This window comes from Streptomyces sp. TAA204 (assembly GCF_000424965.1).
In genome coordinates, this window is record NZ_AUKW01000003.1 from 515,435 (window position 1) to 539,247 (window position 23,813).

The 23,813-nt window shown below is 71.6% G+C and carries 22 protein-coding genes, 1 tRNA gene and 1 other RNA gene; 15 read left to right on the forward strand and 9 right to left on the reverse strand.

Annotation, left to right across the window (positions count from 1 at the left end):
* Nucleotides 1-45: 45 nt before the first annotated feature.
* Nucleotides 46-561 carry a MarR family transcriptional regulator gene (locus H343_RS0107750; protein ID WP_037902746.1) on the reverse strand — a complete coding sequence of 172 codons (516 nt, stop codon included), beginning with the start codon at nucleotides 559-561 and terminating at the stop codon, nucleotides 46-48.
* A gap of 84 nt (nucleotides 562-645) precedes the next feature.
* Here H343_RS0107750 and H343_RS29515 point away from each other — a divergent pair, with 84 nt between their 5' ends.
* The 4 genes from H343_RS29515 to H343_RS29525 all read left to right on the forward strand — a co-directional run bounded on the left by H343_RS29515 (nucleotide 646) and on the right by H343_RS29525 (nucleotide 5,927).
* Complete coding sequence (locus tag H343_RS29515; protein WP_051264726.1) at nucleotides 646-1,875, forward strand: MFS transporter; 1,230 nt, start codon at nucleotides 646-648, stop codon at nucleotides 1,873-1,875.
* Nucleotides 1,876-2,030: 155 nt separating this feature from the next.
* Nucleotides 2,031-2,594: a (2Fe-2S)-binding protein gene (locus H343_RS29520; protein ID WP_078505164.1), complete on the forward strand. Its 564-nt coding sequence runs from the start codon at nucleotides 2,031-2,033 to the stop codon at nucleotides 2,592-2,594.
* Nucleotides 2,587-3,618 carry an FAD binding domain-containing protein gene (locus H343_RS0107765; protein ID WP_028430664.1) on the forward strand — a complete coding sequence of 344 codons (1,032 nt, stop codon included), beginning with the start codon at nucleotides 2,587-2,589 and terminating at the stop codon, nucleotides 3,616-3,618. Before H343_RS29520 ends, H343_RS0107765 begins: the two co-directional genes overlap by 8 nt.
* On the forward strand, nucleotides 3,615-5,927 hold the full coding sequence (locus H343_RS29525) for a xanthine dehydrogenase family protein molybdopterin-binding subunit (protein WP_051264729.1): 2,313 nt from the start codon (nucleotides 3,615-3,617) through the stop codon (nucleotides 5,925-5,927). The genes H343_RS0107765 and H343_RS29525 overlap by 4 nt, the downstream gene beginning before the upstream one ends.
* Here H343_RS29525 and H343_RS0107775 read toward each other — a convergent pair.
* Together H343_RS0107775 and H343_RS0107780 are read right to left on the reverse strand one after the other, a co-directional pair.
* Nucleotides 5,893-6,906 carry a zinc-dependent alcohol dehydrogenase family protein gene (locus H343_RS0107775; RefSeq protein WP_028430665.1) on the reverse strand — a complete coding sequence of 338 codons (1,014 nt, stop codon included), beginning with the start codon at nucleotides 6,904-6,906 and terminating at the stop codon, nucleotides 5,893-5,895. The two genes, H343_RS29525 and H343_RS0107775, sit on opposite strands and share 35 nt — an antisense overlap.
* Nucleotides 6,907-6,936: 30 nt before the next feature.
* Nucleotides 6,937-8,427, reverse strand: coding sequence for an MFS transporter (locus H343_RS0107780; protein WP_028430666.1), 1,491 nt, complete (start codon nucleotides 8,425-8,427; stop codon nucleotides 6,937-6,939).
* A gap of 177 nt (nucleotides 8,428-8,604) precedes the next feature.
* Here H343_RS0107780 and H343_RS0107785 point away from each other — a divergent pair, with 177 nt between their 5' ends.
* A complete protein-coding gene (locus tag H343_RS0107785) occupies nucleotides 8,605-9,060 on the forward strand; it encodes an ester cyclase (RefSeq protein ID WP_037902748.1) in 456 nt (151 codons plus the stop codon).
* A 171-nt stretch (nucleotides 9,061-9,231) separates the two neighbouring features.
* Here the strand turns inward: H343_RS0107785 and H343_RS29530 are convergent, their stop codons facing one another.
* Both H343_RS29530 and H343_RS0107795 read right to left on the reverse strand, forming a co-directional pair.
* Nucleotides 9,232-9,750 (reverse strand): hypothetical protein, encoded by a 519-nt coding sequence (locus tag H343_RS29530; protein WP_051264730.1) that lies wholly within the window; start codon nucleotides 9,748-9,750, stop codon nucleotides 9,232-9,234.
* A gap of 62 nt (nucleotides 9,751-9,812) precedes the next feature.
* Nucleotides 9,813-9,897 (reverse strand) — tRNA-Ser (locus tag H343_RS0107795).
* Between the two features lie 73 nt (nucleotides 9,898-9,970).
* Here H343_RS0107795 and ffs point away from each other — a divergent pair.
* From ffs to H343_RS0107815, 5 genes are all read left to right on the forward strand, one after another.
* Nucleotides 9,971-10,069: signal recognition particle sRNA small type (gene ffs, locus H343_RS34065), an RNA gene on the forward strand.
* A 94-nt stretch (nucleotides 10,070-10,163) separates the two neighbouring features.
* A complete protein-coding gene (locus H343_RS0107800; protein WP_028430668.1) occupies nucleotides 10,164-12,695 on the forward strand; it encodes a DNA polymerase III subunit gamma and tau in 2,532 nt (843 codons plus the stop codon).
* Between the two features lie 224 nt (nucleotides 12,696-12,919).
* Nucleotides 12,920-13,264, forward strand: a complete 345-nt coding sequence (locus tag H343_RS0107805; RefSeq protein ID WP_028430669.1) for a YbaB/EbfC family nucleoid-associated protein — start codon at nucleotides 12,920-12,922, stop codon at nucleotides 13,262-13,264.
* 205 nt (nucleotides 13,265-13,469) lie between these two features.
* Nucleotides 13,470-14,069, forward strand: coding sequence for a recombination mediator RecR (recR, locus tag H343_RS0107810; RefSeq protein ID WP_028430670.1), 600 nt, complete (start codon nucleotides 13,470-13,472; stop codon nucleotides 14,067-14,069).
* Nucleotides 14,062-14,730 (forward strand): DUF5063 domain-containing protein, encoded by a 669-nt coding sequence (locus H343_RS0107815; protein WP_028430671.1) that lies wholly within the window; start codon nucleotides 14,062-14,064, stop codon nucleotides 14,728-14,730. Before recR ends, H343_RS0107815 begins: the two co-directional genes overlap by 8 nt.
* Before the next feature lie 130 nt (nucleotides 14,731-14,860).
* Here H343_RS0107815 and H343_RS0107820 read toward each other — a convergent pair whose 3' ends face one another.
* Nucleotides 14,861-15,598, reverse strand: a complete 738-nt coding sequence (locus tag H343_RS0107820; protein ID WP_037902751.1) for a vWA domain-containing protein — start codon at nucleotides 15,596-15,598, stop codon at nucleotides 14,861-14,863.
* A 161-nt stretch (nucleotides 15,599-15,759) separates the two neighbouring features.
* Between H343_RS0107820 and H343_RS0107825 the strand changes: the two genes are divergently transcribed.
* Nucleotides 15,760-16,041 carry a ribosomal protein L7/L12 gene (locus H343_RS0107825; protein WP_028430673.1) on the forward strand — a complete coding sequence of 94 codons (282 nt, stop codon included), beginning with the start codon at nucleotides 15,760-15,762 and terminating at the stop codon, nucleotides 16,039-16,041.
* Nucleotides 16,042-16,136: 95 nt separating this feature from the next.
* Here the strand turns inward: H343_RS0107825 and H343_RS0107830 are convergent, their stop codons facing one another.
* The 3 genes from H343_RS0107830 to H343_RS29535 form a co-directional block, all read right to left on the reverse strand.
* Nucleotides 16,137-16,613: an SRPBCC family protein gene (locus tag H343_RS0107830; protein ID WP_028430674.1), complete on the reverse strand. Its 477-nt coding sequence runs from the start codon at nucleotides 16,611-16,613 to the stop codon at nucleotides 16,137-16,139.
* A 150-nt stretch (nucleotides 16,614-16,763) separates the two neighbouring features.
* Nucleotides 16,764-17,405, reverse strand: a complete 642-nt coding sequence (locus H343_RS0107835; protein ID WP_028430675.1) for an SRPBCC family protein — start codon at nucleotides 17,403-17,405, stop codon at nucleotides 16,764-16,766.
* A gap of 6 nt (nucleotides 17,406-17,411) precedes the next feature.
* Nucleotides 17,412-17,825 carry a metalloregulator ArsR/SmtB family transcription factor gene (locus tag H343_RS29535; RefSeq protein ID WP_078505165.1) on the reverse strand — a complete coding sequence of 138 codons (414 nt, stop codon included), beginning with the start codon at nucleotides 17,823-17,825 and terminating at the stop codon, nucleotides 17,412-17,414.
* A 307-nt stretch (nucleotides 17,826-18,132) separates the two neighbouring features.
* Here H343_RS29535 and H343_RS0107845 point away from each other — a divergent pair, with 307 nt between their 5' ends.
* The 4 genes from H343_RS0107845 to H343_RS35520 all read left to right on the forward strand — a co-directional run bounded on the left by H343_RS0107845 (nucleotide 18,133) and on the right by H343_RS35520 (nucleotide 23,629).
* Nucleotides 18,133-19,491, forward strand: coding sequence for an aspartate kinase (locus H343_RS0107845; RefSeq protein ID WP_028430676.1), 1,359 nt, complete (start codon nucleotides 18,133-18,135; stop codon nucleotides 19,489-19,491).
* Entirely contained in the window at nucleotides 19,488-20,612 is a 1,125-nt protein-coding gene (locus tag H343_RS0107850) for an aspartate-semialdehyde dehydrogenase (protein ID WP_028430677.1), read from the forward strand. Before H343_RS0107845 ends, H343_RS0107850 begins: the two co-directional genes overlap by 4 nt.
* Before the next feature lie 507 nt (nucleotides 20,613-21,119).
* Entirely contained in the window at nucleotides 21,120-21,695 is a 576-nt protein-coding gene (locus tag H343_RS0107855; RefSeq protein ID WP_028430678.1) for a SigE family RNA polymerase sigma factor, read from the forward strand.
* The gene (locus tag H343_RS35520) at nucleotides 21,692-23,629 is read left to right on the forward strand and encodes a hypothetical protein (protein WP_051264734.1); all 1,938 of its coding nucleotides are present in this window, start codon (nucleotides 21,692-21,694) and stop codon (nucleotides 23,627-23,629) included. The genes H343_RS0107855 and H343_RS35520 overlap by 4 nt, the downstream gene beginning before the upstream one ends.
* Nucleotides 23,630-23,813: the final 184 nt, after the last annotated feature.

Below are 23,813 nucleotides of genomic sequence, written 5' to 3' on the forward strand. Positions count from 1 at the left end.
CGGACCGCGGACCATGAGCCCGGGCCCGCTGTCCGGCCCGCGCCCTCACGTGGAGCCGTCGGCCGGTGTCTCCTCCTGGCTGAGCAGCAGTTCCCGCAGGAGCCCTGACAGCCGCCCCCGGTCGTCGCCGTCGAGCGCGGACATCATCTCCTCGACGGCGGCGCCGTGTACGGCTACGCCCTTCTCCGTGAGGGCGCGGCCTTCGCCGGTCAACGCGACGAGCAGCGACCGGCGGTCCCCCGGGTCCATCCTGCGGGTCACCAGGCCCCTGCCCTCCAGCCGCACGAGCCGCTTGGTGAGCCCGGCGGCCGAGATGAGCAGGGACTGGCTGAGCCAGGTCGGGGTCACTTCGAAGGGCGGGCCGCTGCGTAGCAGCGTGGCCAGTACGTCGAACTCCCCCGGTTCGAGACCGAGGGGGGCGAGAGAGTCGGCGGCGAGCCTCTCCAGACGGCGTGACATGCGCTGGATGCGCTTGGAGATCGCCATGGTCTCCAGCGGGAGGTCGTACGAGGCCCACGACCACTGCCCGAGCATGCGGTCGATCTCGTCGTGGCCGTCCATGACGCTCAGCCTACTCACGGGAGTCGGCCCCCGGTAGTTCGCGGAAATAAACTACGCCAGAAAATATTTTGCTAGAGTAGTTTCATGTCCCGAGAACCCCAGCAAGCAGTCCACGCCGGAGGCGGCCCGCCGGGTGCCGGGAGCCGAGGCAGCCTCGCCGTCGCCTTCATCACCCTGCTCGCCATCGGCACCGACCTCTTCGTCGTCTCGCCGCTACTCCCCGACATCGCCCACGAGTTCAAGGTCTCGGCAGGGACGGCCGGCAACTCCGTCACGGTCTTCTCCGTCGCGTACATGGTCGGGGCGCCCTTCATCGGCAGCCTCGCCGACCGGCTCGGACGGCGGACGGTGCTCATGGCGGGCCTCGTCGCCTTCGGCCTCGCCAACGTCCTGACCGGGCTCGCCCCCGGCTTCGCCGTGCTCCTGGCCGCACGCGCCCTGGCCGGGCTGTCGGCCGCGGCCGTCACCCCGTCCGTGCAGTCGCTGGTCGGCCAGGTGGCGCCGAGCGAGCGGCGCGGCTCGTGGATGGCCGTGGCCACCGCCGGATTCCTGATCTCGCTGTCCATCGGGGCCCCCGCCGGTACGGCCGTCGCCTCCTGGCTGAGCTGGCGCGAGACTTTCGTCGGCCTCGGGTTGCTGGCCGCCGTACTCGCCCTGGTCAACCTGCCGGCCTGGCCGAGCAAGGCGGGAGCCGTCGCCGCGGGCGCCGCTCAGGCCGGTGCGGAGAAGACAGCGACGCTACCGGCCAAGGTGCGCGCGGTGTCCGTAACCGGGCTGTGGGCATTCGCCGTATACAGCCTGTACACCTACGTCGGCACCGGGCTGCGGGACGTCGCTCACCTGGGGACGGGCGCCGTCGCAACGGCCCTCTTCGTCTACGGGATCGGCGCGGTCGCCGGAAGCCTCAGCGGCGGACGGCTGGCCGACCGCTACGGCACCAGCCGCGTCGTCATCGGGAGCCTGCTGCTGCTCTCGGCGCTGGAGGTCGTGCTCGACTTCGCCTTCTCCGCGCCGGGCCCCGTACTGATCGCGGCACTCGGGCTGTTCGCCCTCACCGCCTACCCGTGCCTGCCCGCATACCAGTCCCGGCTGGTGGCCGCCTTCCCCGTCAACTCCGGCTCGGTCATGGCGTGGAACAGTTGCTTCATGTATCTGGGGACGTCGCTGGGCGCCGCCGCCGGTGGCACGCTGCTCTCCTCCGCCGGCTTCTCCTGGATCGCGCCGGCCGGAGCGGTCGTGGCCCTGCTGGGCGCGCTGGTCTACTCGCGCTGGGCACTGCCCCGGCAGCCGGCGACCGTGCCCAGCCCCGCCTGAGCGGAACCCGCGCGGAGCCCGTACGGGCGGCAGGCCCCGGGCTCCACGGTCCGCACGGCCCGAACGGCCCCGGAGGATCAGGGTTGGCCCTGATGCTCCGGGGCCGTCGGCGCTCCTAGCGTGCGAGCGGACAGTCACCCGACGGGAGAACCGCGATGCAACTCACGCCTGCCGGAAGCTCGGTGAAGGTGACCCTGCGGGTCAACGGCACCGACCGTCACATCGCCGTCGAACCGCGTACGACACTGCTCGACGCGCTGCGCGAAGTCATCGGGCTCACGGGGACGAAGAAGTCCTGCGACCGCGGTGCGTGCGGCGCGTGCACCGTCCACGTCGACGGCGCGCGGATCAACGCGTGCTCGACGCTCGCCGTCATGCAGGAGGGGCGTGAGGTCACCACGATCGAAGGACTCGGCGGTCCTGCGGCCGAACACCCCGTCCAGTCGGCGTTCGTCGAGCACGACGGCCTCCAGTGCGGCTTCTGCACACCGGGCCAGATCATGTCGGCGGTGGCGTGCATCGCGGAGGGGCACGCCGGCTCCGACGAGGAGTTACGGGAGTGGATGAGCGGCAATCTGTGCCGCTGCGGCGCATACGCACAGATCGTCGAGGCCGTACGGTCAGCCCGCGACCGCATCGCCGACGAGGACGGTGGGACCGGCCAGGACGACCAGGACGACGAGGACGACGGGGTCCGCGAGAGGGACGCCCATGCGTGACTTCGGATATCTGCGTGCCCAGGACACCGGCACCGCCCTGACCGCCCTCGCGACCGTGCCGGGTGCCCGCGCGGTCGCGGGCGGCACCGACATGCTCAACCTCGTCAAGGACAGCGTCGAGGCGCCGGAGGTGCTGGTCGACATCTCCCGGATCGGGCACTCCGGCATCCGCGCCGACGCCGGCGGGCTGCACATCGGCGCCCTCGCGACCATGACCGCCGTACTCTCCGACCCGGCCGTGCGCGCTGAATACCCTGCGATCGCCGAGGCGTTGGAGCTCTCGGCCTCGCCGCAGCTCCGCAACGCCGCGACCGTCGGCGGCAATCTGCTCCAGCGCACGCGGTGCCCCTACTTCCGCGCGGAGCGCGCTCTGCCGTGCAACAAGCGTGAGCCGGGCAGCGGTTGTGCCGCCGCTGACGGGCACGGCCGCTCGCTCGCCGTCTTCGGCTGGAGCGAGCGGTGCCGCGCGACCCACCCCTCCGATCTGGCCGTGGCGCTGGCGGCGCTGGACGCCCGCGTGACCCTGCGCTCGCCGGACGGCACCCGCACCGTCCCCGTCACCTGCTTCCATCTGCTGCCGGGGGACGACCCCGCACGCGAGACGGTGCTGCGCCCCGGCGAGCTGGTGCTGTCCGTCGACGTGCCGCCCCCGTCGCCCGATGCCCGGTCGGGCTATCTGAAGGTGCGGGAGCGGGCCTCGTACGAGTTCGCGCTGGTCTCCGTCGCCGCCCGGCTCGAACTCGACACCAACGGCGGCGACTCGGGCGACGGCAACACCGGCGGCGGCGAGCGGCCGACCATACGCCGGCTCCACCTCGCGCTCGGCGGCCTGGCGGCCCGGCCCTGGCGCCTGTACGAGGCCGAAGATGCCCTCGTGGGGACGGAGTTGACGCCGGAGGCCATCCGCCCTGTGCTCGACTCTGCCTTCCGGGATGCCCGTCCGCTCAAGGACAACACCTTCAAGATCGAGCTGGCGAAGCGGGCCGTGATCCGCACGCTGGGGCGGATCGGAGGCACCGCATGACGCACGAGACCGCGAGTACGAGCGCCAAGGCGACCACGGCGGCGTCCGCGACCGCACCCGGCAGCAACGTACCCGCCAACTCCCCGTCCCCGCACGGCCGTCCGCGCGCCGACGGCCCCGCCAAGGCGTCCGGCTCCGCCCGTTACACGGCCGACCGGACGGATGCCGGCGTGCGGCACGCCGTACTCGTCACCTCCGCCGTGCCCGCGGGCCGCATCACCGCGGTGGAGACGGCCGAGGCCGAGAAGGCACCCGGCGTCGTGGCCGTGCTCAGCCATCTCAACGCACCGCCCCTGCACCGCGTCACCGCGGGCATGTACCCGCACGGGCTGCTCCCGCTCCAGGACGACGTCGTGCGGTACGAGGGGGAACCCGTCGCCGTCGTCGTCGCGGAGCAGCTCGGGCAGGCGCAGGCCGCCGCGGAGCTGGTCGCCCTCCGCTACGAACTGCGGCCCGCCGCCACCACGTTGGACGACGCGCTCGATGACGCCTACCGCCCCACCCCCCTGCCGCGCTGGGGCCCTGCGGACACCGCGACCGGCGACCTCGAGGCGGGCCTCGCAGCCGCCGCGACCGTCGTCGAGGGGCACTACACCACCGCCTCCCGGCACCACAGCGCGATGGAACCGGCCGCGACGCTGGCCAGGTTCGAGCACGGCAAGCTGACGCTGTACGACGCCTCGCAGGGGGTGTTCAACGTACGGACGGTGGTGGCCTCCGCACTCGGCATGGACCCGGAGTACGTACGGGCCGTCTCTCCCTTCACCGGCGGCGGGTTCGGCAGCAAGGGCTACACCTGGCCGCACGAGATCATCGCCGCGATGACGGCCCGGCACGTCGGCGGCGCGGTGCTGCTCACCCTCACCAGGGCGCAGAGCTTCACCTCGCACGGCTACCAGCCCGAGACCCGGCAGACCGTCACCCTCGGCGCGACCGCCGACGGACGGCTCACGGCCCTGCGGCACACCTCCGTGAGCCCGACCTCCGGCTACGGCGAGTACGTGGAGATGGCGGCGACCTGCAGCCGTACCGCCTACGCGTGCCCGGCCATCACCACGCGGCACAGGGTGGCGCCCGTCGCCGCCGTCCTGCCCACGCCGATGCGCGCGCCGCACGAGGGCCCCGGCATGTTCGCCCTGGAGTCGGCCATGGACGAACTCGCCCACGAAATCGGCGTCGACCCGCTCGAACTGCGGCTGCGCAACCACGCCGACACCGACCCGACCTCCGGCAGGCCCTTCTCCTCCAAGGAGCTGCGGGCATGCTACGAGGCCGGTGCCCGCCGGTTCGGCTGGCAGGACCGGCCGACGACTCCGTGTTCGATGCGCGTCGGCCGGGAGTTGGTCGGCTGGGGCATGGCGAGCGCCACGATGAACCAGTTCCGCTTCCCCGCGAGGGCCCGGGTACGGCTCGCCCCTGACGGCAGCGTGCTCATCGAGGCCGGAACCCAGGAGATCGGCACCGGCACGTACACGGTCCTCGCGCAGATCGCGGCCGAGACGCTCGGCTGTCCGCCGGATCTCGTACGCGTGCGGCTGGGCGACACTGAGCTGCCTCAGACCGGGATGACGGCGGGCTCCTCGACCACGCTCAGCGTCGGCTCGGCGGTACGCGAGGCCTGCGGCGCGCTCCTCACCCGGCTGGCGGCGCTGGCGGTTGCCGGGGAGCCCGCCGTCCCGGCCGGCCCGCCGCCGGGAGAGGCGTCACCGGACGGTGCAGCGCCGCCGGAGGGCGCGCGGCTGGTGGACGGTGCCTTCGTGCGCGCCGGGACCGAACCGGTGCCGCTCACGGAGCTGCTGGCACGCCACGGGCTCAACGAGGCTGCGGCGATGGGCTGTTGGAGCCCGGCGGACGATGGCCCCTCGATGCACACCTTCGGTTGTGTGTTCGCCGAGGTCGCGGTGGACGAGGACCTGTGCATTCCGCGCGTACGCCGCGTCGTCGGGGCCTACAGTGCGGGCCGGATCGTCAACCCGCTGACGGCGCGCAGTCAGATGACGGGCGGCATCACTTGGGGGATCGGGCAGGCGCTGCTCGAACGGTCCGTCACGAACGCGCAGTTGGGGCGCTTCGTCGCCAAGGACCTCGTCGGCTATCTCGTACCGGTCAACGCGGACGTGCCGGACCTGGACGTCGTCTTCGTCGACGAGTTCGATGACCAGGCCGGCACGATCGGTGCCCGCGGCATCGGCGAGCTCGGCGCCGTCGGGGTCTCCGCGGCCATCGCCAACGCGGTCTTCCACGCCACTGGCGTCAGGCCCCGCGGCCTCCCGATCACTCCGGAGTCGCTGCTCGGTCCCCGGTCGTGACCACGATCTTCCCGACCTGGCTGTTGGACTCCAGGTGCCGGTGCGCCGCCACGATCCGGGACAGCTCATATGTGCTGTCGACGGCGGGCACGAGTGATCCGTCCGCCAGCCCCGAGACGACGAACTCCCGTGCGCGGGAGAAGCGTTCGGGATCGGCGAGCACTTCGAAGAGCAGATAGCCGCGGAAGGACAGCCCCTTGGGCAGCGCGGCACGAGGGAAGACGGTGTCCTGGCCGCCGAGGCTTCCGTAGACGAACACCGTCCCCCGCGGCGCGGCGCACGCGGCCAACTCCGCGGCGCCGGGCCCGCCCACGGGGTCGAAGACGACGCGGGCGCCGTGCCCGTCGGTCACCTTGGTGACCTCGTCCGTCAACTCCTGTTCCGCACGCACCACTACGAGGTCCGCGCCCGCGCTCTCCAGGGCCGCGCGCTTGGCCGCCGTCCGCGTGACCGCCACGGCGCGCCCTCCCAGGCGGCGGACCGTACGGATCGCGGCGAGACCCACGCTGCTGGAGGCCGCGGTGATCACGACCGTGTCGCCTTCGCCGACGTCCGCGAGATCGCCCAACGCCCCGTACGCCGTCAGATACGGCATCCACACCGCCGCGCCCTCGACCGCGCCGAGGCCATCAGGACGCGGAACGAGGGAGGAGACGGGGACGACGGCCCGGTCCGCGTAGACCTGGTACTGCGTCATGGAGAACGTCGGCAGGACGCTGACCGCCGTTCCGGCACGCGGCTCTCGCACACCCGAGCCGGCGGACAGCACGGTGCCCGCAGCCTCGTAGCCGAGTCCCGCAGGGAAGGCTTCCGGCTGCTCGAAGTAGCGGCCCGCGCGGAAGTTGGCCTCCGCGCGGTTGAGGCCGATGGCCTCGATAGCGACGAGCACTTCGCCGGGGCCGGGCTCAGGGACGTCCGCCTCCTCGACCTTCAGCACCTCGGGCCCGCCGGTCTCGTAGAACCTCACCGCTCGCGTCATCGCGACAACTCCTCGTTTTTTTCGATCAGTTCAGGACCGGCTCCGCCGAGCCGGTCGTCCCGTGCGTTCCGTTGACCCTGCCGCGCCCGCCGTCCTGGCCGCGCTGTGCTCTCCTGGGGCAGGCGCGGTCCCGTGCTGCGACAGCTCCTCGCCCACCGCGACCGAGGCGGACGCACACAGGAAGCAGCACGAGAAGACGGCGAACACGGCCCAGGTGGCGTGCGCTCCGACGAGCGCTCCGACCAGCAGGGGCGCCAGCATGCTCGCGACCCGTCCGGCCGCGTTCGCCCAACCGACGCCTGTCGCACGCAGGTTGGCCGGATACAGCGACGGCGTGAGCGGGGCGATGCCGCTGAACCCGCCGTCCTGGAAGAAGGAGAGCAGATACCCCGTGCACACCAGCCACCACATCGTGTGCGAGGCCCCGAAGGCGGCCATCAGCGCGGCCGCCGCCACCCCGTTGATCAGGATCAGCCGGCGCCGGCCCAGGCGGTCCGCGAAGAGCATCATGACCGTCCGCCCTGCGATCGCGGCGAGTTGGAAGCCGATCCCGTACCGCAGCGCGGTGTGCAGGGGGACGCCCTCCATCACCAGCAGGGTCGGCAGCCACAAGGTGACCCCGAAGTACGCGAAGCTCCAGCAGAACCACAGCACCCAGGCCACGGCGGTGCTCCTGCGGTACGTACGGGAGAACAGTTCCCGGACCCTGCCGCGCCGTGCCCCGACGGCTGGCGCGGGCCCTCCAGCGTCGCCACGTCGGTACGGAGCATCCGCCACGTACGGAGCAGCACCGGGCGCCGGATCCGCGACTGACGGCAGCGTCCCCCGTGCGATCCACCGCGCCGACGCCTCGGCCTCAGCGAGCCGCCCCCTGGAGAGCAGGAACTGCGGCGTCTCCGGGATCAGTCGGCGCAGCATCAGCACCAGCAGGCCCGGCAGCAGCCCGAGCGCGAGGATCCCGCGCCAACCCACGTGCGGCAGCAGGACGGAGACCAGAAACGTCGACACCAGCCCGCCGACGGGGAACGCCAGTGCCCACAGCGCGATCATCCGGCCGCGGCTGCGCGCCGGGATGAACTCCGCCATGAGGGCCGTGTCGACCGGCACCAGCCCACCGACCCCGAGGCCGACGGCGAAGCGCAGCGCGACCAGTTGGGACGGTGTCTGTGCCAGCGCGCTCAGGGCGCTGCCGAGCGCGAACAGCGCGACGGTGAGCTGGAATGCGGGACGCCGCCCGACACGGTCCGCGACCGCGCCGAACAGGCAGGCGCCGCAGAGCATTCCGACCATCGCCGCCGACGTCAGGACGCCGACCTGCCCCGGGTCGAGCGCCCACGTGCGCACCAGCACGGGAGCCACGAGCGTGAGCAGTTGGAGGTCGACGGAGTCGAAGAAGAACCCCGCGGCGCACACCCCGAAGACCAGCCAGTGCCGGCGGTTCAGGGCGAGTCGGTCGACGGCGGCGGACAGCGGCGCCCCCGCCGGTGCTCCCGTGGCCCGGCAGCCTGGTTCCGACGCCATGACGTGCCCTCCCGATCGGCCGACGTTCGGCTCCGCCGACGCTATGGACGCGGGTGACGGGCGGCATCGGGGTTAACCCTGAAGAAGGCCGTGAGCGCTGGAGAGCCTCCCGTGTCGTCCATACCGTTTCCCGGCGGTGCTCCCGGAGTTCGGCGAGCGTTACCAGGAGGAGGAAGCATGCACATCGCGATCCAGCCGGGCACTTCGCCGAGCGCACGCAAACAGCGTGCGGCCCTGCTCTTCGAGCAGGTGATCACGAACAACGAACTCGCCCTGGCGGACGAGATATTCGCGGACGACTTCCGTTGGCCGCAGTTCGGTCTGCACGGCCCCGAAGGCGTACGGACCTGGGTCAAGGCCTTCCGTGCGGCCTTCCCCGACGTCACCGACACCGTGCAGGAGCAGATCGTCGAGGGCGACCTGGTGATGAGTCGGGTATGGGTGACCGGCACCCAACTCGGCCCGTTCCGCGGGCTTCCCGCGAGTGGGCGCCGTGCGGAGTTCGAAGCCGTGGGGATCGACCGCTTCCGCGGCGAGAAGGTCATCGAGCGCACCGCGCACTTCGACATCGTCGACCTGATGCGCCAACTCGGCCACCGCACCCTGGAGGTGCCCCCCGTCCCCGCTCCCTGAGCCGGATCGGCCCGGATCGGGCCCGGGCAGCTTGAGCCACACGGGGACGTGCTTCACGGAGTCCTGGGTGAAGGGGCGCCCCGTCCCAGTCCGCGACGCGACGTACCTGCTCCAGCCGGGCGGTACGTGCCATCAGGCCAAGCCGGGTCGGCGGTTGCCGGGTTGGGGCGGCTACCAGCCGAATGTCAGGCGGGTGTCGGGCCGGGCGAGGCGAGCGCCGTCGCCGAGCTGATCGTCTCCGGTGACGGGTGGGTGGGCAGCAATGAGGGGCTGGGCGGGGCGCTCCTGGCTCCAGCGGTGCAGAAGGTCGCCGACCTGTGCGGTGAGCTTGTCGGTGTCCGGGTCGTGGGTGGTGATGCCCAGTTGGTCGGCGTCGTCGCGGACGGGACGGGCGGTGAGGGAGGCGAACGTGTTGCCGTTGTACAAGGCGGCGCCTGACCGGCGAAGAGCGGGGGCGGCCGGGCTGAGATCGCGGGCAGCGGGGCCGATGGACAGCTTGCCGAAGCTCAGGCCGGACTCGATGGTGGCGAGCCAGAGGTCGAGGTGGGCTGCCGGCTCGTCATGGCGCCCGTGGATGCTCGTCCACTGCTGGTGGGCGCGGTAGGTGAGGACGCCTGCCAGCGCGGCTTTGTCCGGCTGGTTGTCGGCATCGGCCTCGAGGATGGCCTCCTCGGCGAGAGGGACGACCATGCAACGACGAAGGCCCCGACCGGCGTGCGGTCGGGGCCTTCGTTCAGCCCGGTGAGGCTGGGCGGAGGATACGAGATTCGAACTCGTGAGGGGTTGCCCCCAACACGCTTTCCAAGCGTGCGCCCTAGGCCACTAGGCGAATCCTCCGCCGCAAACACTACAAGACGCCGGGGAGTGCTCGCGAACTCGATCCCCGGTACGGGCATCGGGTAGTGTTGCGCGCAGCCCCTCACGTGGCGCTATCTCTCTGAACTCCCCCAGGGCCGGAAGGCAGCAAGGGTAGGAGGGCTCTGGCGGGTGCGTGGGGGGCGTTCGCGTTCCGGGACGGCCGGGGACGGGGCCAGGAGCCCTTGCCCCGGGGGCGTGGAAGCGGGCGGCGTGACTTGTCGGTCCGCACCGATATCGTCGGGGGTGTGTCGTCCCTCGCCCTGTACCGCCGGTACCGCCCCGAGACCTTCGCGGAGGTCATCGGGCAAGAGCACGTGACCGATCCGCTGCAGCAGGCCCTGCGCAACAACCGTGTGAACCACGCGTATCTCTTCAGCGGTCCGCGCGGCTGCGGCAAGACGACCAGCGCGCGCATCCTGGCCCGCTGCCTCAACTGCGAGCAGGGGCCCACACCCACGCCCTGTGGCGAGTGCGACTCGTGCCGTGACCTCGCGCGCAACGGGCCGGGCTCGATCGACGTGATCGAGATCGACGCGGCCTCGCACGGAGGCGTGGACGACGCACGGGAGTTGCGCGAGAAGGCGTTCTTCGGGCCCGCGTCCAGTCGTTACAAGATCTATATCGTCGACGAGGCGCACATGGTCACCTCGGCGGGCTTCAACGCCCTGCTGAAGGTGGTCGAAGAGCCGCCCGAGCACTTGAAGTTCATCTTCGCGACGACGGAGCCGGAGAAGGTCATCGGCACCATCCGGTCGCGGACGCACCACTATCCGTTCCGCCTCGTTCCGCCCGGCACGCTCCGCGAGTACCTCGCAGACGTGTGCGAGCGGGAGTCGATCCCCGTCGACGGCGCGGTGCTGCCCCTGGCCGTGCGTGCGGGCGCGGGCTCGGTGCGTGACTCGATGTCCGTCATGGACCAGCTCCTCGCCGGCGCGGGCGAGGACGGCGTGACGTACGAGATGGCCACGTCCCTGCTCGGATACACGGACAGCGCGCTGCTGGACGAGGTCGTGGAAGCCTTCGCCGAGGGCGACGGCTCGCGGACGTTCGAAATCGTGGACCGCGTCATCGAAGGCGGCCACGACCCGCGCCGTTTCGTGACGGACCTGCTGGAGCGGCTGCGTGACCTGGTCATCCTCGCGGCCGTCCCGGAGGCGGTGGACAAGGGACTGATCGACGCCCCTCGCGACGTCGCCGAGCGCATGCAGGCGCAGGCCGGTGTCTTCGGCGCCGCCGAGCTGAGCCGCGCCGCCGACGTCGTCAACACGGGCCTCACGGAGATGCGCGGGGCGACGTCACCGCGGCTGCAGCTGGAGTTGATCTGTGCGCGGGTACTCCTTCCCGCGACGTACGGTGACGAGCGTTCCGTCCAGGCCCGGCTGGACCGGCTGGAGCGGGGCGTCGCCTTCACGGGGGCGGCGACGGGGGCGGCAGGAGCCGCGGGCGGGGCTCCCGCGGGCCCGCCGGCGGTGAGCTCCGAGGCGCCCGTCCCGCCGTACGCGGCCGCGCCGCCCACGCCGGCCGCCCCGCCCGAGGTCTCCGGCCCTCCCGCAGCCGCGGCTCCCCACGGGCGGGGCGGCGCAGGGACGGACGCCGGTGCCCCGGCCGCCGTACCCGTACCCCCGGAGCAGGGGGAGCAGGGGGAGCAGGCCGAGCAGCGGGCCGACGGTGGCGGCGGCGGACGACGGCCCGGTGCCTGGCCGACCGGTACGGGTGCCGGTGGCGGCGCGGGTTCGGGCACGGGGGCAGACGCCGCCGCACCGTCCGGGCCGTCGCCCTCCTCCCGCCCCGGTGCATGGCCGGGGAGCGGCGGGGCGGCCGGCGCCGCGCCGCCTGAGAGCCCCGTTCAGAGCCCCGTTCAGAGCCCCGTTCAGAGCCCCGGCCAGAGTTCCGGGCCGGAGAGCACCGGTCGGAGTGGGCCCGGCGGTCCCGGCAGGCCCGCCGCTTCCTCGTCTCCGCCGTCCGCCGGTGAGGGCTCCGGGCCCGCCCCGGCGGCGCCGGACCCGGCACAGGGCGCCGCCCAGGTGCGGCAGATGTGGCCGCAGATCCTGGACGCGGTGAAGAACCGCCGCCGCTTCACCTGGATCCTGCTCAGCCAGAACGCACAGGTGGTCGGCTTCGACGGCACCACTCTCCAGCTCGGCTTCTCCAACGCGGGCGCGCGCGACAGCTTCGCCAACGGCGGCAGCGACGACGTACTGGTGCAGGCGCTCGGCGATGCGCTGGGCGTGCAGTGGAAGGTCGAGGCCATCGTCGATCCGTCCGGCGGGGCGGGTTCCGGTGCCGGTGGCACGGGGCCGTCCGGCGGCGGGGCCTCCCCGGCGGGCGGCGGTTTCGGCGGTGGCGGCGGCTTCGGCGGCGGTGCGGGTGGAGGAGGGGGCGCCTCCACGCCGCCGTCCCCCACCGGGTCGTCCGCCGCCCCGCCGCCTGCGCAGGGCGCCGGGAACCAGCACCCGCCACAGGGGCAGGGGCAGGGGCAGGGGCAGGGGCAGAGCCAGGGACGGGACGGGAGTGCCGCTTCGGGCGCCCGCCGGGCGATGGCCACCGCGCAGGCCGCGCCGCCGTCAGGCGCGTCGGCGGCGGCGGGGGGTGTTCCCGGGCAGTCCGGGCGTGCGGCGGGTGGTTCCGCCACCGTGTCGGCTCCATACCCCGGCGGGCTGGAGGACGACATGCCCGCCGAGGACGATCCCGACCTCGACGAATCCGCGCTCTCCGGCCACGACTTGATCATGCGGGAGCTGGGGGCCACGGTGCTCGAGGAGTTCGATCACGAATAGCGTCCGCCCGGGGCCGTGCGGCCGGTCCCGGGGCGGGATGAAGCCAGGGTCGGCAGGCCACGCCCGGAGCACGTAGGCTCAGGACAAGAAGCAGAAAGTACGCGCACGGCAGGTACGCACAGTACACGAAGTACGCGTGCTCGAGCGGAGAAGACGCACGGCGCGTGCGCTGTGAACTGCGCACTGTGCGGACAAGACATCGTCGACGAGCCAGGAGCCAAGTCGTGATTCCCGGTGGTGGGGGCCAGCCCGACATGCAGCAGCTGTTGCAGCAGGCCCAGAAGATGCAGCAGGACCTCGCCGAGGCGCAGCAGGAGCTCGCCGAGACCTCTGTGGAGGGTTCCGCGGGCGGTGGTCTGGTGAAGGCGACCGTGAACGGCGGCGGCGAACTCCAGGGCCTCGTCATCGACCCCAAGGCCGTGGACCCGGAGGACACCGAGACCCTCTCGGATCTCGTGCTCGCCGCCGTACGGGACGCCGTGGGCGGCGCCCAGCAGTTGCAGCAGCAGAAGCTCGGCCCGCTCGCACAGGGGCTGGGTGGCGGAGGAATGCCGGGGCTGCCCTTCTGAGCACATCCGTCCGGCGCGGATTGAGGGAACGGCCGGGGGGTTCCGAGCCGTTCGCGTCAGCGCCTCCGGCGGGAGGGCCGGGAGGGGGTCTCAGGGATCTTCCAGGGTTCGGGGGCGCTGGTGCGGTCGTCACAGGGAAACTACCGTTCATCGGGCACCGCCCCTGAGCCGAGGGCCGGGGCCGAGGAGAGAAGCGGGAGCATCCGTGTACGAAGGCGTGGTTCAGGATCTCATCGACGAGTTGGGCAGGCTGCCCGGCGTCGGTCCCAAGAGCGCGCAGCGGATAGCTTTCCACGTCCTGCAGGCCGAGCCCGCGGACGTACGCCGCCTCGCGCACGCGCTGCTCGAGGTGAAGGACAAGGTCCGGTTCTGTGCCGTGTGCGGCAACGTCGCGCAGGAGGAACAGTGCCGCGTATGCCTGGACACACGCCGTGACCGCAGTGTCATCTGCGTGGTCGAGGAGCCGAAGGACGTCGTCGCCATCGAGCGGACGCGCGAGTTCCGCGGCCGGTACCACGTTCTGGGCGGCGCGATCAGCCCCATCGAGGGCGTCGGTCCTGACGATCTGCGGATCAGGGAGCTGATGGCCCGCCTCGCGGACGACGAGGTCAACGAGCTGATTCTGGCCACAGACCCCAATCTTGAAGGAGAGGCGACGGCCACCTACCTCGCGCGTATGGTCTCGAGCATGGGGTTGAAGGTGACGCGCCTGGCAAGCGGCCTCCCCGTAGGGGGGGACCTGGAGTACGCCGATGAGGTCACGCTGGGGCGGGCCTTCGAGGGAAGAAGGTTGCTCGATGTCTGACGCCACACTGAACGCGATCACAGACAATCCGGACGACTTCGCTGTTCAGGTCTCCGACCAGATCGAGAGCTTCATCGTGTCGGTGACAGAGGTCGCCAAGGGCGACGACCCGGACAGCGCGGTCCCCTACCTGCTTCTTGAACTCTCCCAACTCCTCCTGGCGGGCGGTCGGCTGGGCGCCCACGAGGACTTCGTACCGGTCGAGCGTTACGAGCCGGACATCGGCCCCGAGGCGGACGTCGACGAGATGCGCCTCAAGCTCGCCGCACTGCTCGACCCCGTGGACGTCTACTCCGAGGTCTTCGACCCCTACGAACCACGTACCGCACCCGTCGCCTGCCGTATCTCCGACGATCTCGCCGACGTGGTCACCGACCTGCGGCACGGCATGGCGCACTACAGCGCGGGCCGGGTCAGCGAAGCCCTGTGGTGGTGGCAGTTCTCCTACCTGTCCAACTGGGGCCCCACCGCTTCCGCCGCCCTGCGCGCCCTGCAGTCCCTCGTCGCCCACGTACGCCTCGACACCCCGCTCGACGCCCTGGACGGCCTGGACACCGACAGCACCGCGGATGAGGACGACGGCGTGCTGGAGAAGGAGGCCGGCGCGGTGATGGCCGCCGAGATAGGCGTCCCGCTGGGGATACAGCGGGGACGGGGCTGACGCAGCCGGCTTCCCGGCGCCGAGGCCGCGTGGCCGGACCTTTCCGAGACGGAGTCGACACGCGATGTCGTGCGCGCCGGACAGGCCGGACAGGTTCCGTACAGCGGTGAGTCCCGCGGGCGTGCGGACGTCAGTCGTGGAGGATGCCTGCCCGGCGGGCCGCGATGAGCCAGTCCGGGAACTCCCGCATCAGCTCCGCGTACAGCGCGTCGTCCGGCATCTCTTTCGGGTTCGTCCCCGCGGCGAAGAAGCCGGCGTTGTCCACGGCGCGCTTCGCCGGTACGGGCAGTTCGTCGAGCTTGCGCAGGAAGTCGAAGTGTTTGCCGGCGGGATCGCCGAAGCCCACGAACTGCCAGAAGACCGGCAGGCGCGACGCCGTGCACAGCAGCTGCTCGGCCGCGCTGCGGGACGAAGGGCCGCCGTCGGTCTGGAAGATCACGAAGGCGGGGTGGGTGCTCCCGGACGCCGCGTGGTGGTCGAGGACCGCCTGCATGGCCACGTGGTAGTTGGTGCGGCCCATGTGGCCGAGGCTGTCGTTGAGGGGGCCGATGCGGTTCTCGTACGAGTCGAGGCCGACCTCGGCGACGCCGTCCACTTCCGTGGAGAAGAAGACGACGGGCACCGTCCCGTCGTCGTCCAGGTTCGCGGACAGGCCGAGTGCCTGCTCGGCCAGTTGCTGGACGGTGCCGTCCCTGTAGTACTTGCGCATGCTGCCGGAGCGGTCCAGTACGAGGTAGACGGCCGCGCGCCGACCCGTCAGCCCGGCCTTCTCCAGCGACACCTTCGCCGTCTTGCACAGGCTGACCAGCCGCCGGCCCGGGCCCTCCGACGCGGAGGTACGGGGACGCTTGACGTAGTCGAAGGTCACGGGGGCCTCCAGCGGGGAGCGTTCGGAGCGACGGGCGGGGACTGGTGCCCGTGTACGGGAACAGTACGGCGCGTGTGCGTCGGGGGCGCCGGGCCGTGCGCGGACCAACCGCGTCCGGAGCCGCTGCCGTTGGAACGGAATGCCGCGTCTAGGATCGCGCCATGGAAAATGCCCTGCTGCCGGTTCTCACCTTCCTCGTTCTCGTTCTGTGGTCCACCTTCCAGCTCAAGCTGGAGCGGACCGACCGGCGGATAGCCCGCCTCGACCGCAAGGTGAATCTGCTCCTCGGCCATCTGGGCATCGAGGAGTTCGGCGCCGCGGAGTTCGAAGCGGTCGCCGCCCTCGTACGGCAGGGGAAGAAGATCGAGGCCATCAAGCTCCACCGTCAGATCACCGGCTCGGACCTCAAGGAGGCCAAAGAGGCGGTCGAAGCGATGCGGTGAGGCGGCCCCACGTCATCCCGTCGAGAGGCCGCAGGGTGGTGTCACGGACGGTCACCCGGCCCTCGGTGTCGCGCTTCGCTCCTTCCGCTCCTGTCCTACTTCCCTTGCGCCTCCCGCGACTCCACCGCGGCGGCGACGTCATCCAGGTCCTTGGCCAGGGCCTTCGCCACGGCCTTGGAGCCGATGCCGCCGAGGAGCTTCCCCAGCACGGCTGCCGCACCCCGCTTCTCCACCACCGAGCCGAACGAGAGGCGCACGGTGGTGGCGTCGTCCTTCCCGGGCGTGAGGAGGAACTCGGAGACGTAGTGCACGCCGCGCGAGTCGGCCTCGGCCACGTAGCGCTTCGGGGGCTCGCTCGCCGTCACGTACATCTCCTCGGTGGCCTCCTTGCCGAGCATGCGGCGCGTCTCCCGCCAGCGGGTGCCGACACCGAACGGGCCCTCGGAGAGCATTTCGACGCGCTCCACGCCGCTGAGCACGCGCGGAGAGCCCTCGATGTCGGTCAGCGCCTCCCACACCGGCGCGGCCGGTGCCGCGATCCGGCGCTCCACAGTCACCTGCCATGTGGTCATGAGCGTCCTCTTCCGGAGAGAGGGCCGGCGTCGTCGTCCGTCCCGTTGACCGCAATTGGAACACCGGGGTCCGACAACCGGCCCCCGCGTGCGCGCATGCCCCCGGTGCTTCCTCGGTGCTTCCTCGGTCATCCCTTGGTCATGCCTCGGTCATGCCTCGTCGGGACGCTCCGGTACGTAGAAGCCCGTGGTGCCGCGTACGGCCGCGGCCGCCACGTCCTCCGGCGCGCCGGAGGCCCTGTACGCCTCACCCCACGCCTCGCTGCTGCGCGTCATGCACTCGCGTGCCTCGTCGGAGGCCTCCCACGCCGAGGGGTCCTCGATCCGTCCGCCCGCCAGGTGCAGCCCGAGGCCGAGGAGCCCCAGGTCCCAGCCGACGCCGACCGCGCCGGGTCCGTACTGGTCCCACATCTCCTGCGGAACGACGGCGACGTGCTCCAGCTCGAAGGTGGTCCGCTCCCCGCCCTCGGACCGCAGCCGGACCTGGACCTCGCTGAAGCCGGGGTTCTCGCCGAACAGCCAGCTCACCCTGAGCAGTTCGGGCGGCTCGCAGCGCAGGATCTCACCGCCGGCGTTGCCCTCCAGCTGGTAGTGGCCGCCGGGCTTGAGGTCGCCGCTGACCGGCAGGAACCAGCGGCTGATGCGCTCGGGGTCCGTGCAGGCGTCCCACACGTCCTCGACCGCGGCGTCGTAGGTGCGCCGCAGCAGTACCGTGTGTGCCTCTCCCTCGGACGTGGCGCGGCTGCCCACTTCCCGGTGCATCTCGTTGATCTGGTCGACGAAGTCGCTCATCGCTGCTCACTCCTCGTTGGTGGTGCCGGTGGTGTCAGTGGCGTTTGGGGTGTCCGTGGTGCCGGTCCCGGTGGTGCCGGGGACGCTGTCCCTTCTGCGGCGCTCGCGCTTGCCGCGCGCCAGTTCGGTGCCGAGCGCGTCGAGCCGCTGCTCCCAGAAGGCGCGGAACTGCTCCAGCCATGTGTCGACCTCGCGCAGCGGTGCGGTGTCGACGGCATAGAGCCGGCGAGGCCCTTCGGCCCGTACGGAGGCGAAGCCCGCTTCGCGCAGCACGCGCAGGTGCTGCGAGACGGCGGGCTGCGAGATCCCGAACTCGGCCTGGATCACGGTGCTCAGCGCGCCCGAGGGCTGCTCGCCCTCCGCGAGCAGCTCCAGTATCCGGCGGCGTACCGGATCACCCAGAACGTCGAATGCGTGCACGCGCCCACTCTGCAGTCTTCACTTATATAAGTCAAAGCTTAGGTGATTGCAGTTGCGTCCCGTGGCGGTACGCTCACGCCCCGTCCCCGCTCGCACGAAGATCCGTGCGAGTCCGTGCCCGCACCGTGTGAGCTGCCTTACGTTCCCGTGTGGACGCCCCGCGAGCGGGCAGGTCTGGTCGCTGGACGAGAGGGCGGGGCGCTCTCTCGGTAAAATGAGCCGACCCATGGATTCCCTGATGGGGGTCCCCCGGGCCACGCGGGCCGGGGAGGGTGCAGAAGCACTGAGAGTCGAGGAGCGAGCACACGTGGGCCTTGTCGTGCAGAAGTACGGCGGCTCCTCCGTTGCCGATGCCGAGGGCATCAAGCGCGTTGCCAAGCGGATCGTCGAGGCCAAGAAGAACGGCAACCAGGTTGTCGTCGTGGTCTCGGCGATGGGTGACACGACGGACGAGCTGATCGATCTCGCAAAGGAAGTCTCGCCGGTTCAGACCGGGCGCGAGTTCGACATGCTGCTGACCGCCGGAGAGCGCATCTCCATGGCACTGCTGGCGATGGCGATCAAATCCCTCGGGCACGAGGCACAGTCCTTCACCGGAAGCCAGGCCGGCCTGATCACCGACTCCGCGCACAACAAGGCGCGGATCATAGATGTCACGCCGGGCCGTATCCAGACCTCCGTCGACGAGGGCAACATCGCCATCGTCGCGGGATTCCAGGGCGTCTCCCAGGACAGCAAGGACATCACCACCCTGGGCAGGGGCGGGTCCGACACCACGGCTGTCGCGCTGGCCGCCGCGCTGAACGCGGACGTCTGTGAGATCTATACCGATGTCGACGGCGTCTTCACCGCCGACCCGAGGGTCGTCAAGAAGGCGCGGAAGATCGACTGGATCTCCTTCGAGGACATGCTGGAACTGGCAAGCTCGGGTTCCAAGGTGCTGTTGCACCGCTGCGTCGAGTACGCGCGTCGCTACAACATCCCGATCCATGTCCGGTCGTCCTTCTCGGGCCTCCAGGGCACGTGGGTCAGCAGTGAACCGCCGGCCGGCATCGCCGGGCAGAAGCGGGGTGAGGGCACGCCGGGTGCCCAGGCCGCGCTGAAGAGCGGGCAGAGCAAGAACAGCGGGCAAGGGGAACAGTCGATGGAGCAGGCGATCATCTCGGGTGTCGCACACGACACGTCCGAGGCGAAGATCACGGTTGTGGGCGTACCCGACAAGCCGGGTGAGGCCGCCATCATCTTCCGGGCGATCGCCGACGCCGAAGTCAACATCGACATGGTCGTCCAGAACGTCTCCGCCGCGTCGACCGGTCTGACGGACATCTCCTTCACGCTGCCCAAGAGCGAGGGCCGCAAGGCGATCGCCGCGCTGGAGAAGGCGCAGGGCGCCATCGGCTTCGACTCGCTGCGCTACGACGACCAGATCGCCAAGATCTCGCTCGTCGGCGCCGGCATGAAGACCAACCCCGGGGTCACCGCGACCTTCTTCGAGGCGCTGTCCCAGGCCGAGGTCAACATCGAACTGATCTCCACCTCCGAGATCCGCATCTCGGTCGTCACGCGCGAGGACGACGTGAACGAGTCGGTGCGGGCGGTCCATTCGGCCTTCGGCCTCGACAGCGAGAGTGACGAGGCCGTCGTCTACGGAGGCACAGGGCGGTGACGCCCGGCGCCCGTACGGTCCGCCCCGGCGGGGGCCGTACGGGCAGGCCCGCGCTGGCGGTCGTGGGCGCGACCGGCGCCGTGGGCATGGTGCTTCTCGGGCTGCTCTCGGAACGGGCGGACGTATGGGGCGAGATCCGTCTGATCGCCTCGTCGCGCTCGGCGGGGCGCGTACGGAGCGTGCGCGGTGAGGACCTGCGGATAAGGGCGCTGAGCGAGGAGGCGCTCGCCGGCGTGGACGTGGCGGTCTTCGCCGTGCCGGACGAGGTGGCCGCCCGGTGGGTTCCGGTCGCCGCCGCGAACGGCACGGTGGTGGTGGACGGTTCGCGCGCCTTCCGTATGGAGACGGACGTGCCGCTGGTCGTGCCCGAACTCAACGCACACGCAGTGGACCTGCGCCCCCGGGGCATCGTTGCGAGCCCCGGCCCCACCACTCTGTCGATGATCGTCGCGATGGGGGCACTGCACAGGGAGTGGGGCCTGGAGGAACTGATCGTCTCCTCGTACGAGGCTGTCTCGGGGGCCGGACGCTCCGGAGTCGCGGCGCTGCGCGGCCAGTTGGCGGCGCTGACGTCCGCCGAGGCGGCCGGTGCGGAGCTGGGCAGACACCCCGGCGACATCCGGCGCGTGATCGCCTCGGGGCGCGGCAACGCGCTCGCGGCGGACCCCGACGACCCGCACGCGACGCCGGTCGCGCTCAACGTCGTGCCGTTCACGGGCGAGATGGGCGAGGGCGGCTGGACGGCGGACGAACTGACCGTACGGAGCGAGACGCGCAAGGTGCTCGGGCTGCCCCGGCTGCGGGTCGCGGCGACCTGTGTGCGGGTGCCGGTGCTCACGGGCCACGCGCTGTCCGTGCACGCGCGGTTCGGGAGTGAGGTGTCGGTGCCGCGGGCGCGCGAGTTGCTGGCGAACGCGCCGGGCGTCGTGCTGTGCGACGACCCGGAGCAGGGGGACTTCCCGACGCCGGCCGACGTGGCGGGCACCGATCCGGCCTGGGCGGGGCGGGTACGGCAGTCGCTGGACGACCCGAACGCGCTGGAGCTGTTCGTGTGCGCGGACAACCTGCGCAAGGGGGCGGCGCTGAACATGGTGCAGACAGCGGAGGAGTTGGCGGCGTAGTCCGGCTCGTGAGCACGACGACCGGGTCCGGGCGGCGAGTCCGCCCGCGGTTCTGCCGCGCGGAGCACGCGCACCGAGCACCGAGCACGAGCCTCCACGTGAGTCGACCATGTCCAGTCCCCCGCGTTGGAAGCGCAGGCCGGCTGCCGGCAGCGGCCCGCTTCCCCGCTCCGTGCGTACGCCGGGCGGGTCGAAGTCATCCCGTACGGGAGGGGTTTGGCTCTGGTCAGCGCGGGCGAAGGCGACGAGAATGTTTCGCTTCGCGCCGGCTGCAACCGGCGGTGGGGAGGACAGCGTCTCTGTGTCCGCTGCCAGGGCTCGGAGACACTGTGACAATTGGGGCGTTCGGGAAGAGTTGGTACGCATGAGGGCGTTCGACGAGTCGTCAAAGGCGATGCCAAACGCGTACAACCCTGCAGGGGGAATGTGTGTCCAACAGACGTGGCAGAAGCAATCGGATCGGTCCTCGCGACAGCACCCGGAAGCGCCGGTATCAGCACCGGGGGCATGCCGGTGATCACGCCATGGTCTGCCACCCGTCCCCCGCGCATCGCACCCCAGAGCGGGGAATCTGACGAAGCGATGACCGCGGGCACGACAGTCGACCACCTGACCGAGACCTACCGCGTCCACTACCGCTCACTGCTCGGGCTCGCCGCGCTGCTCCTGGACGACACCGCCTCGTGCGAGGACGTCGTCCAGGAGGCGTTCATCCGGGTGCACTCGGCACGCAAGCGTGTGCGCGACCCCGAGAAGACCCTCGCCTATCTGCGGCAGACCGTCGTCAACCTCTCCCGCTCCGCGCTGCGTCGGCGCATCGTCGGACTCAAGCTGCTCTCGAAGCCCATGCCCGACATGGCGAGCGCCGAAGAGGGCGCCTACGAGCAACTGGAGCGCGACGAGCTGATACACGCGATGCGCGGGCTCCAGCGCCGCCAGCGCGAGGTGCTGGTGCTGCGCTACTTCGCGGACATGACCGAGGCGCAGGTCGCCGAGGTGCTCGGGCTGTCCCTCGGTTCGGTGAAGGCGTACGGCTCGCGCGGGATCGCGGCGCTCCGCGTCGCGATGGAGGCCGCGTCATGAACGCATACGAGGGGGACCACGCGCCCGAGCGGCTGCGCGTGGCCGCCGGAGGCGAGTGGCCGCCCGTGGCGGACGGGCAGGACGCCGCACGCGGACCGCACGCCGCACGTGAGGGAGCACCGGAGGAACCGGACGGAACCGGCGACCCCGACGGGCCCGAGGAGCCGCAGGGCCCGCACGCCCCGGAGACTCCGAACGCGCCGGACGCCCCCGACATGCCGGACAGCCCCGAACTGCCCCCGCACCGCACGCCACACGCACCGGACCTGCCGGATCTGCCCGGGGTGCCGGCCGTCCCCGACGTGGACGGGCCGGGGCAGATGCCCCGGATACCCGGCGCACCCGGCATCCTCGACAGCCCCGAGATCCCCCCGACGCCGGACATCCCGGCACCGCCGGAGATCTCCGATCTGCCCGGGATCCCGGACGCCCCTCAGATCCCCGAGACGCCGGGGATCTATGACGCCCCCGAGATCCCGGACCCTCCGGAGATCCACGACGCGGATCTGCCGGACGTCACCGTTCCGACCCAGGTCCCGGACGCACCCGACCCCACCGTTCCGGCCAAGCCGGACGTGCCGGATGCCCCGGACCTTCCCGATGCCCCGAATCCGGGCCACGACGGTCCGGGCATGGGCCGAGACGCGAGTACAACGATGCACTCGAACCACAACGACAACGAGCCGGAACTCCCGAACCGGCCGCAGCAGCCGAACGAGCACGCCGAGCACGCCGAGCAAGGCGAACACGCCGAGCAGGCCGACCGTTCGGCGGGCGGCGCAGGCGGCGGCCCGTCGGGCCCCGGCGGCACCGGCGGCGGTCTCCCCGGTACGGGAGGCGACGACGGGGACGGGGACGCGGAGGACGCCCTGCGCCGGATGCTGCAAGAGAGCGTGCGCGACATCCGTCCCGCACCCCAGTCCCTCACCTACCTCCGGCACGCCGTGCCCGCCCGCCGTGCGCACCGCCGCCGTGTCCTCGCCGGTGCCGCCGCGGCCGTCGTACTGGCCGGGGTGGGGGTGCCGACTCTGATGACCACCGGTCTGATGCCGGGCGGCTTCGAGGACGGCTCCATCAACGCGGGCGAGAGCCACGAGCAGTCGCAGGGCGCCGGCAGCCGTGACCACGGCGGCTACACGCAGGGCCCCGACGGCGCGGGCGGAGCCGCCGCGCACGGCGGCGGCCGCGGCGACATCGGCCAGGGATCGGCCTCCCCGTCCCCCTCGGCGGGCAAGGAGTCCGCCGGTACGGACCCCAGTGACACGCTCGCGACGAGCGCGCCCAGTTGCGGACGTCAGCAGCTCGGAGAGGGATCCGCCTCCGCGGGGACGCCAGACAGCGAAGGCAAGGTCTACGGCAGCTTCCGCGTCATGAACACCTCGCCCGACGCGTGCACGGTCGAGGGCGAGGGCCTCGTCGGGGTGTCCGCGCGTGGACGGGCCGACAGCGACCACATAAGCGTCCTCGACCACACGCCCGGCGATCCGGCCGTCGGCCTGCCCGATCCCGCTGAATCGACCGCCGCGCTGGTGCTGAGACCGGGCGAGGCGTACATGGTCAAGTTCGCGTGGATTCCCGACAACTGTCCAAGCTCCGGCTCGCCCAGCCCCAAGTCCGCCGGTCCCGATGCCGTAAGTTCCAGGTCGGCCGAGGGCGAGGGCCCGGGCGGCGGGGAGAGCGGCAACAACGGCAACTCGGGCGGCAGCAACGGCAGTAACGGCAACTCCGGTGGCGACGACGGCGGTTCGGGCGGCTCCGGCACACCCGGGTCGGGCGGCGGCGACAGCGGCAGCACGGGCGGTGAGGGCGAAGAGGGGGCCAGCGTCGTGTTGACGCACACCCCGGACGTCGGCGACCCGGCGGCGGCGGACACGACACTGGACGGCGCCTGCGCGGGCACGCTCTACCGCACTGGGGTCCTGTCGGCGGGGTGACGCCACACCGCCCCGGCGGTCTCCGCACGGTTTCCGCACCCTCCGGCCAGCTCCCCGCCTCCCCTCGGTGGCCCCAGCCGGCCCTGTTCCTCCCCTCCTTTCCCGGCACGGCGGGGAGGGAGGGGAGCGCGGCCCGTTCGCGTCGGTGTGCCGGCGCCGTATGCCGTGAGCGGTGTGCCGTACG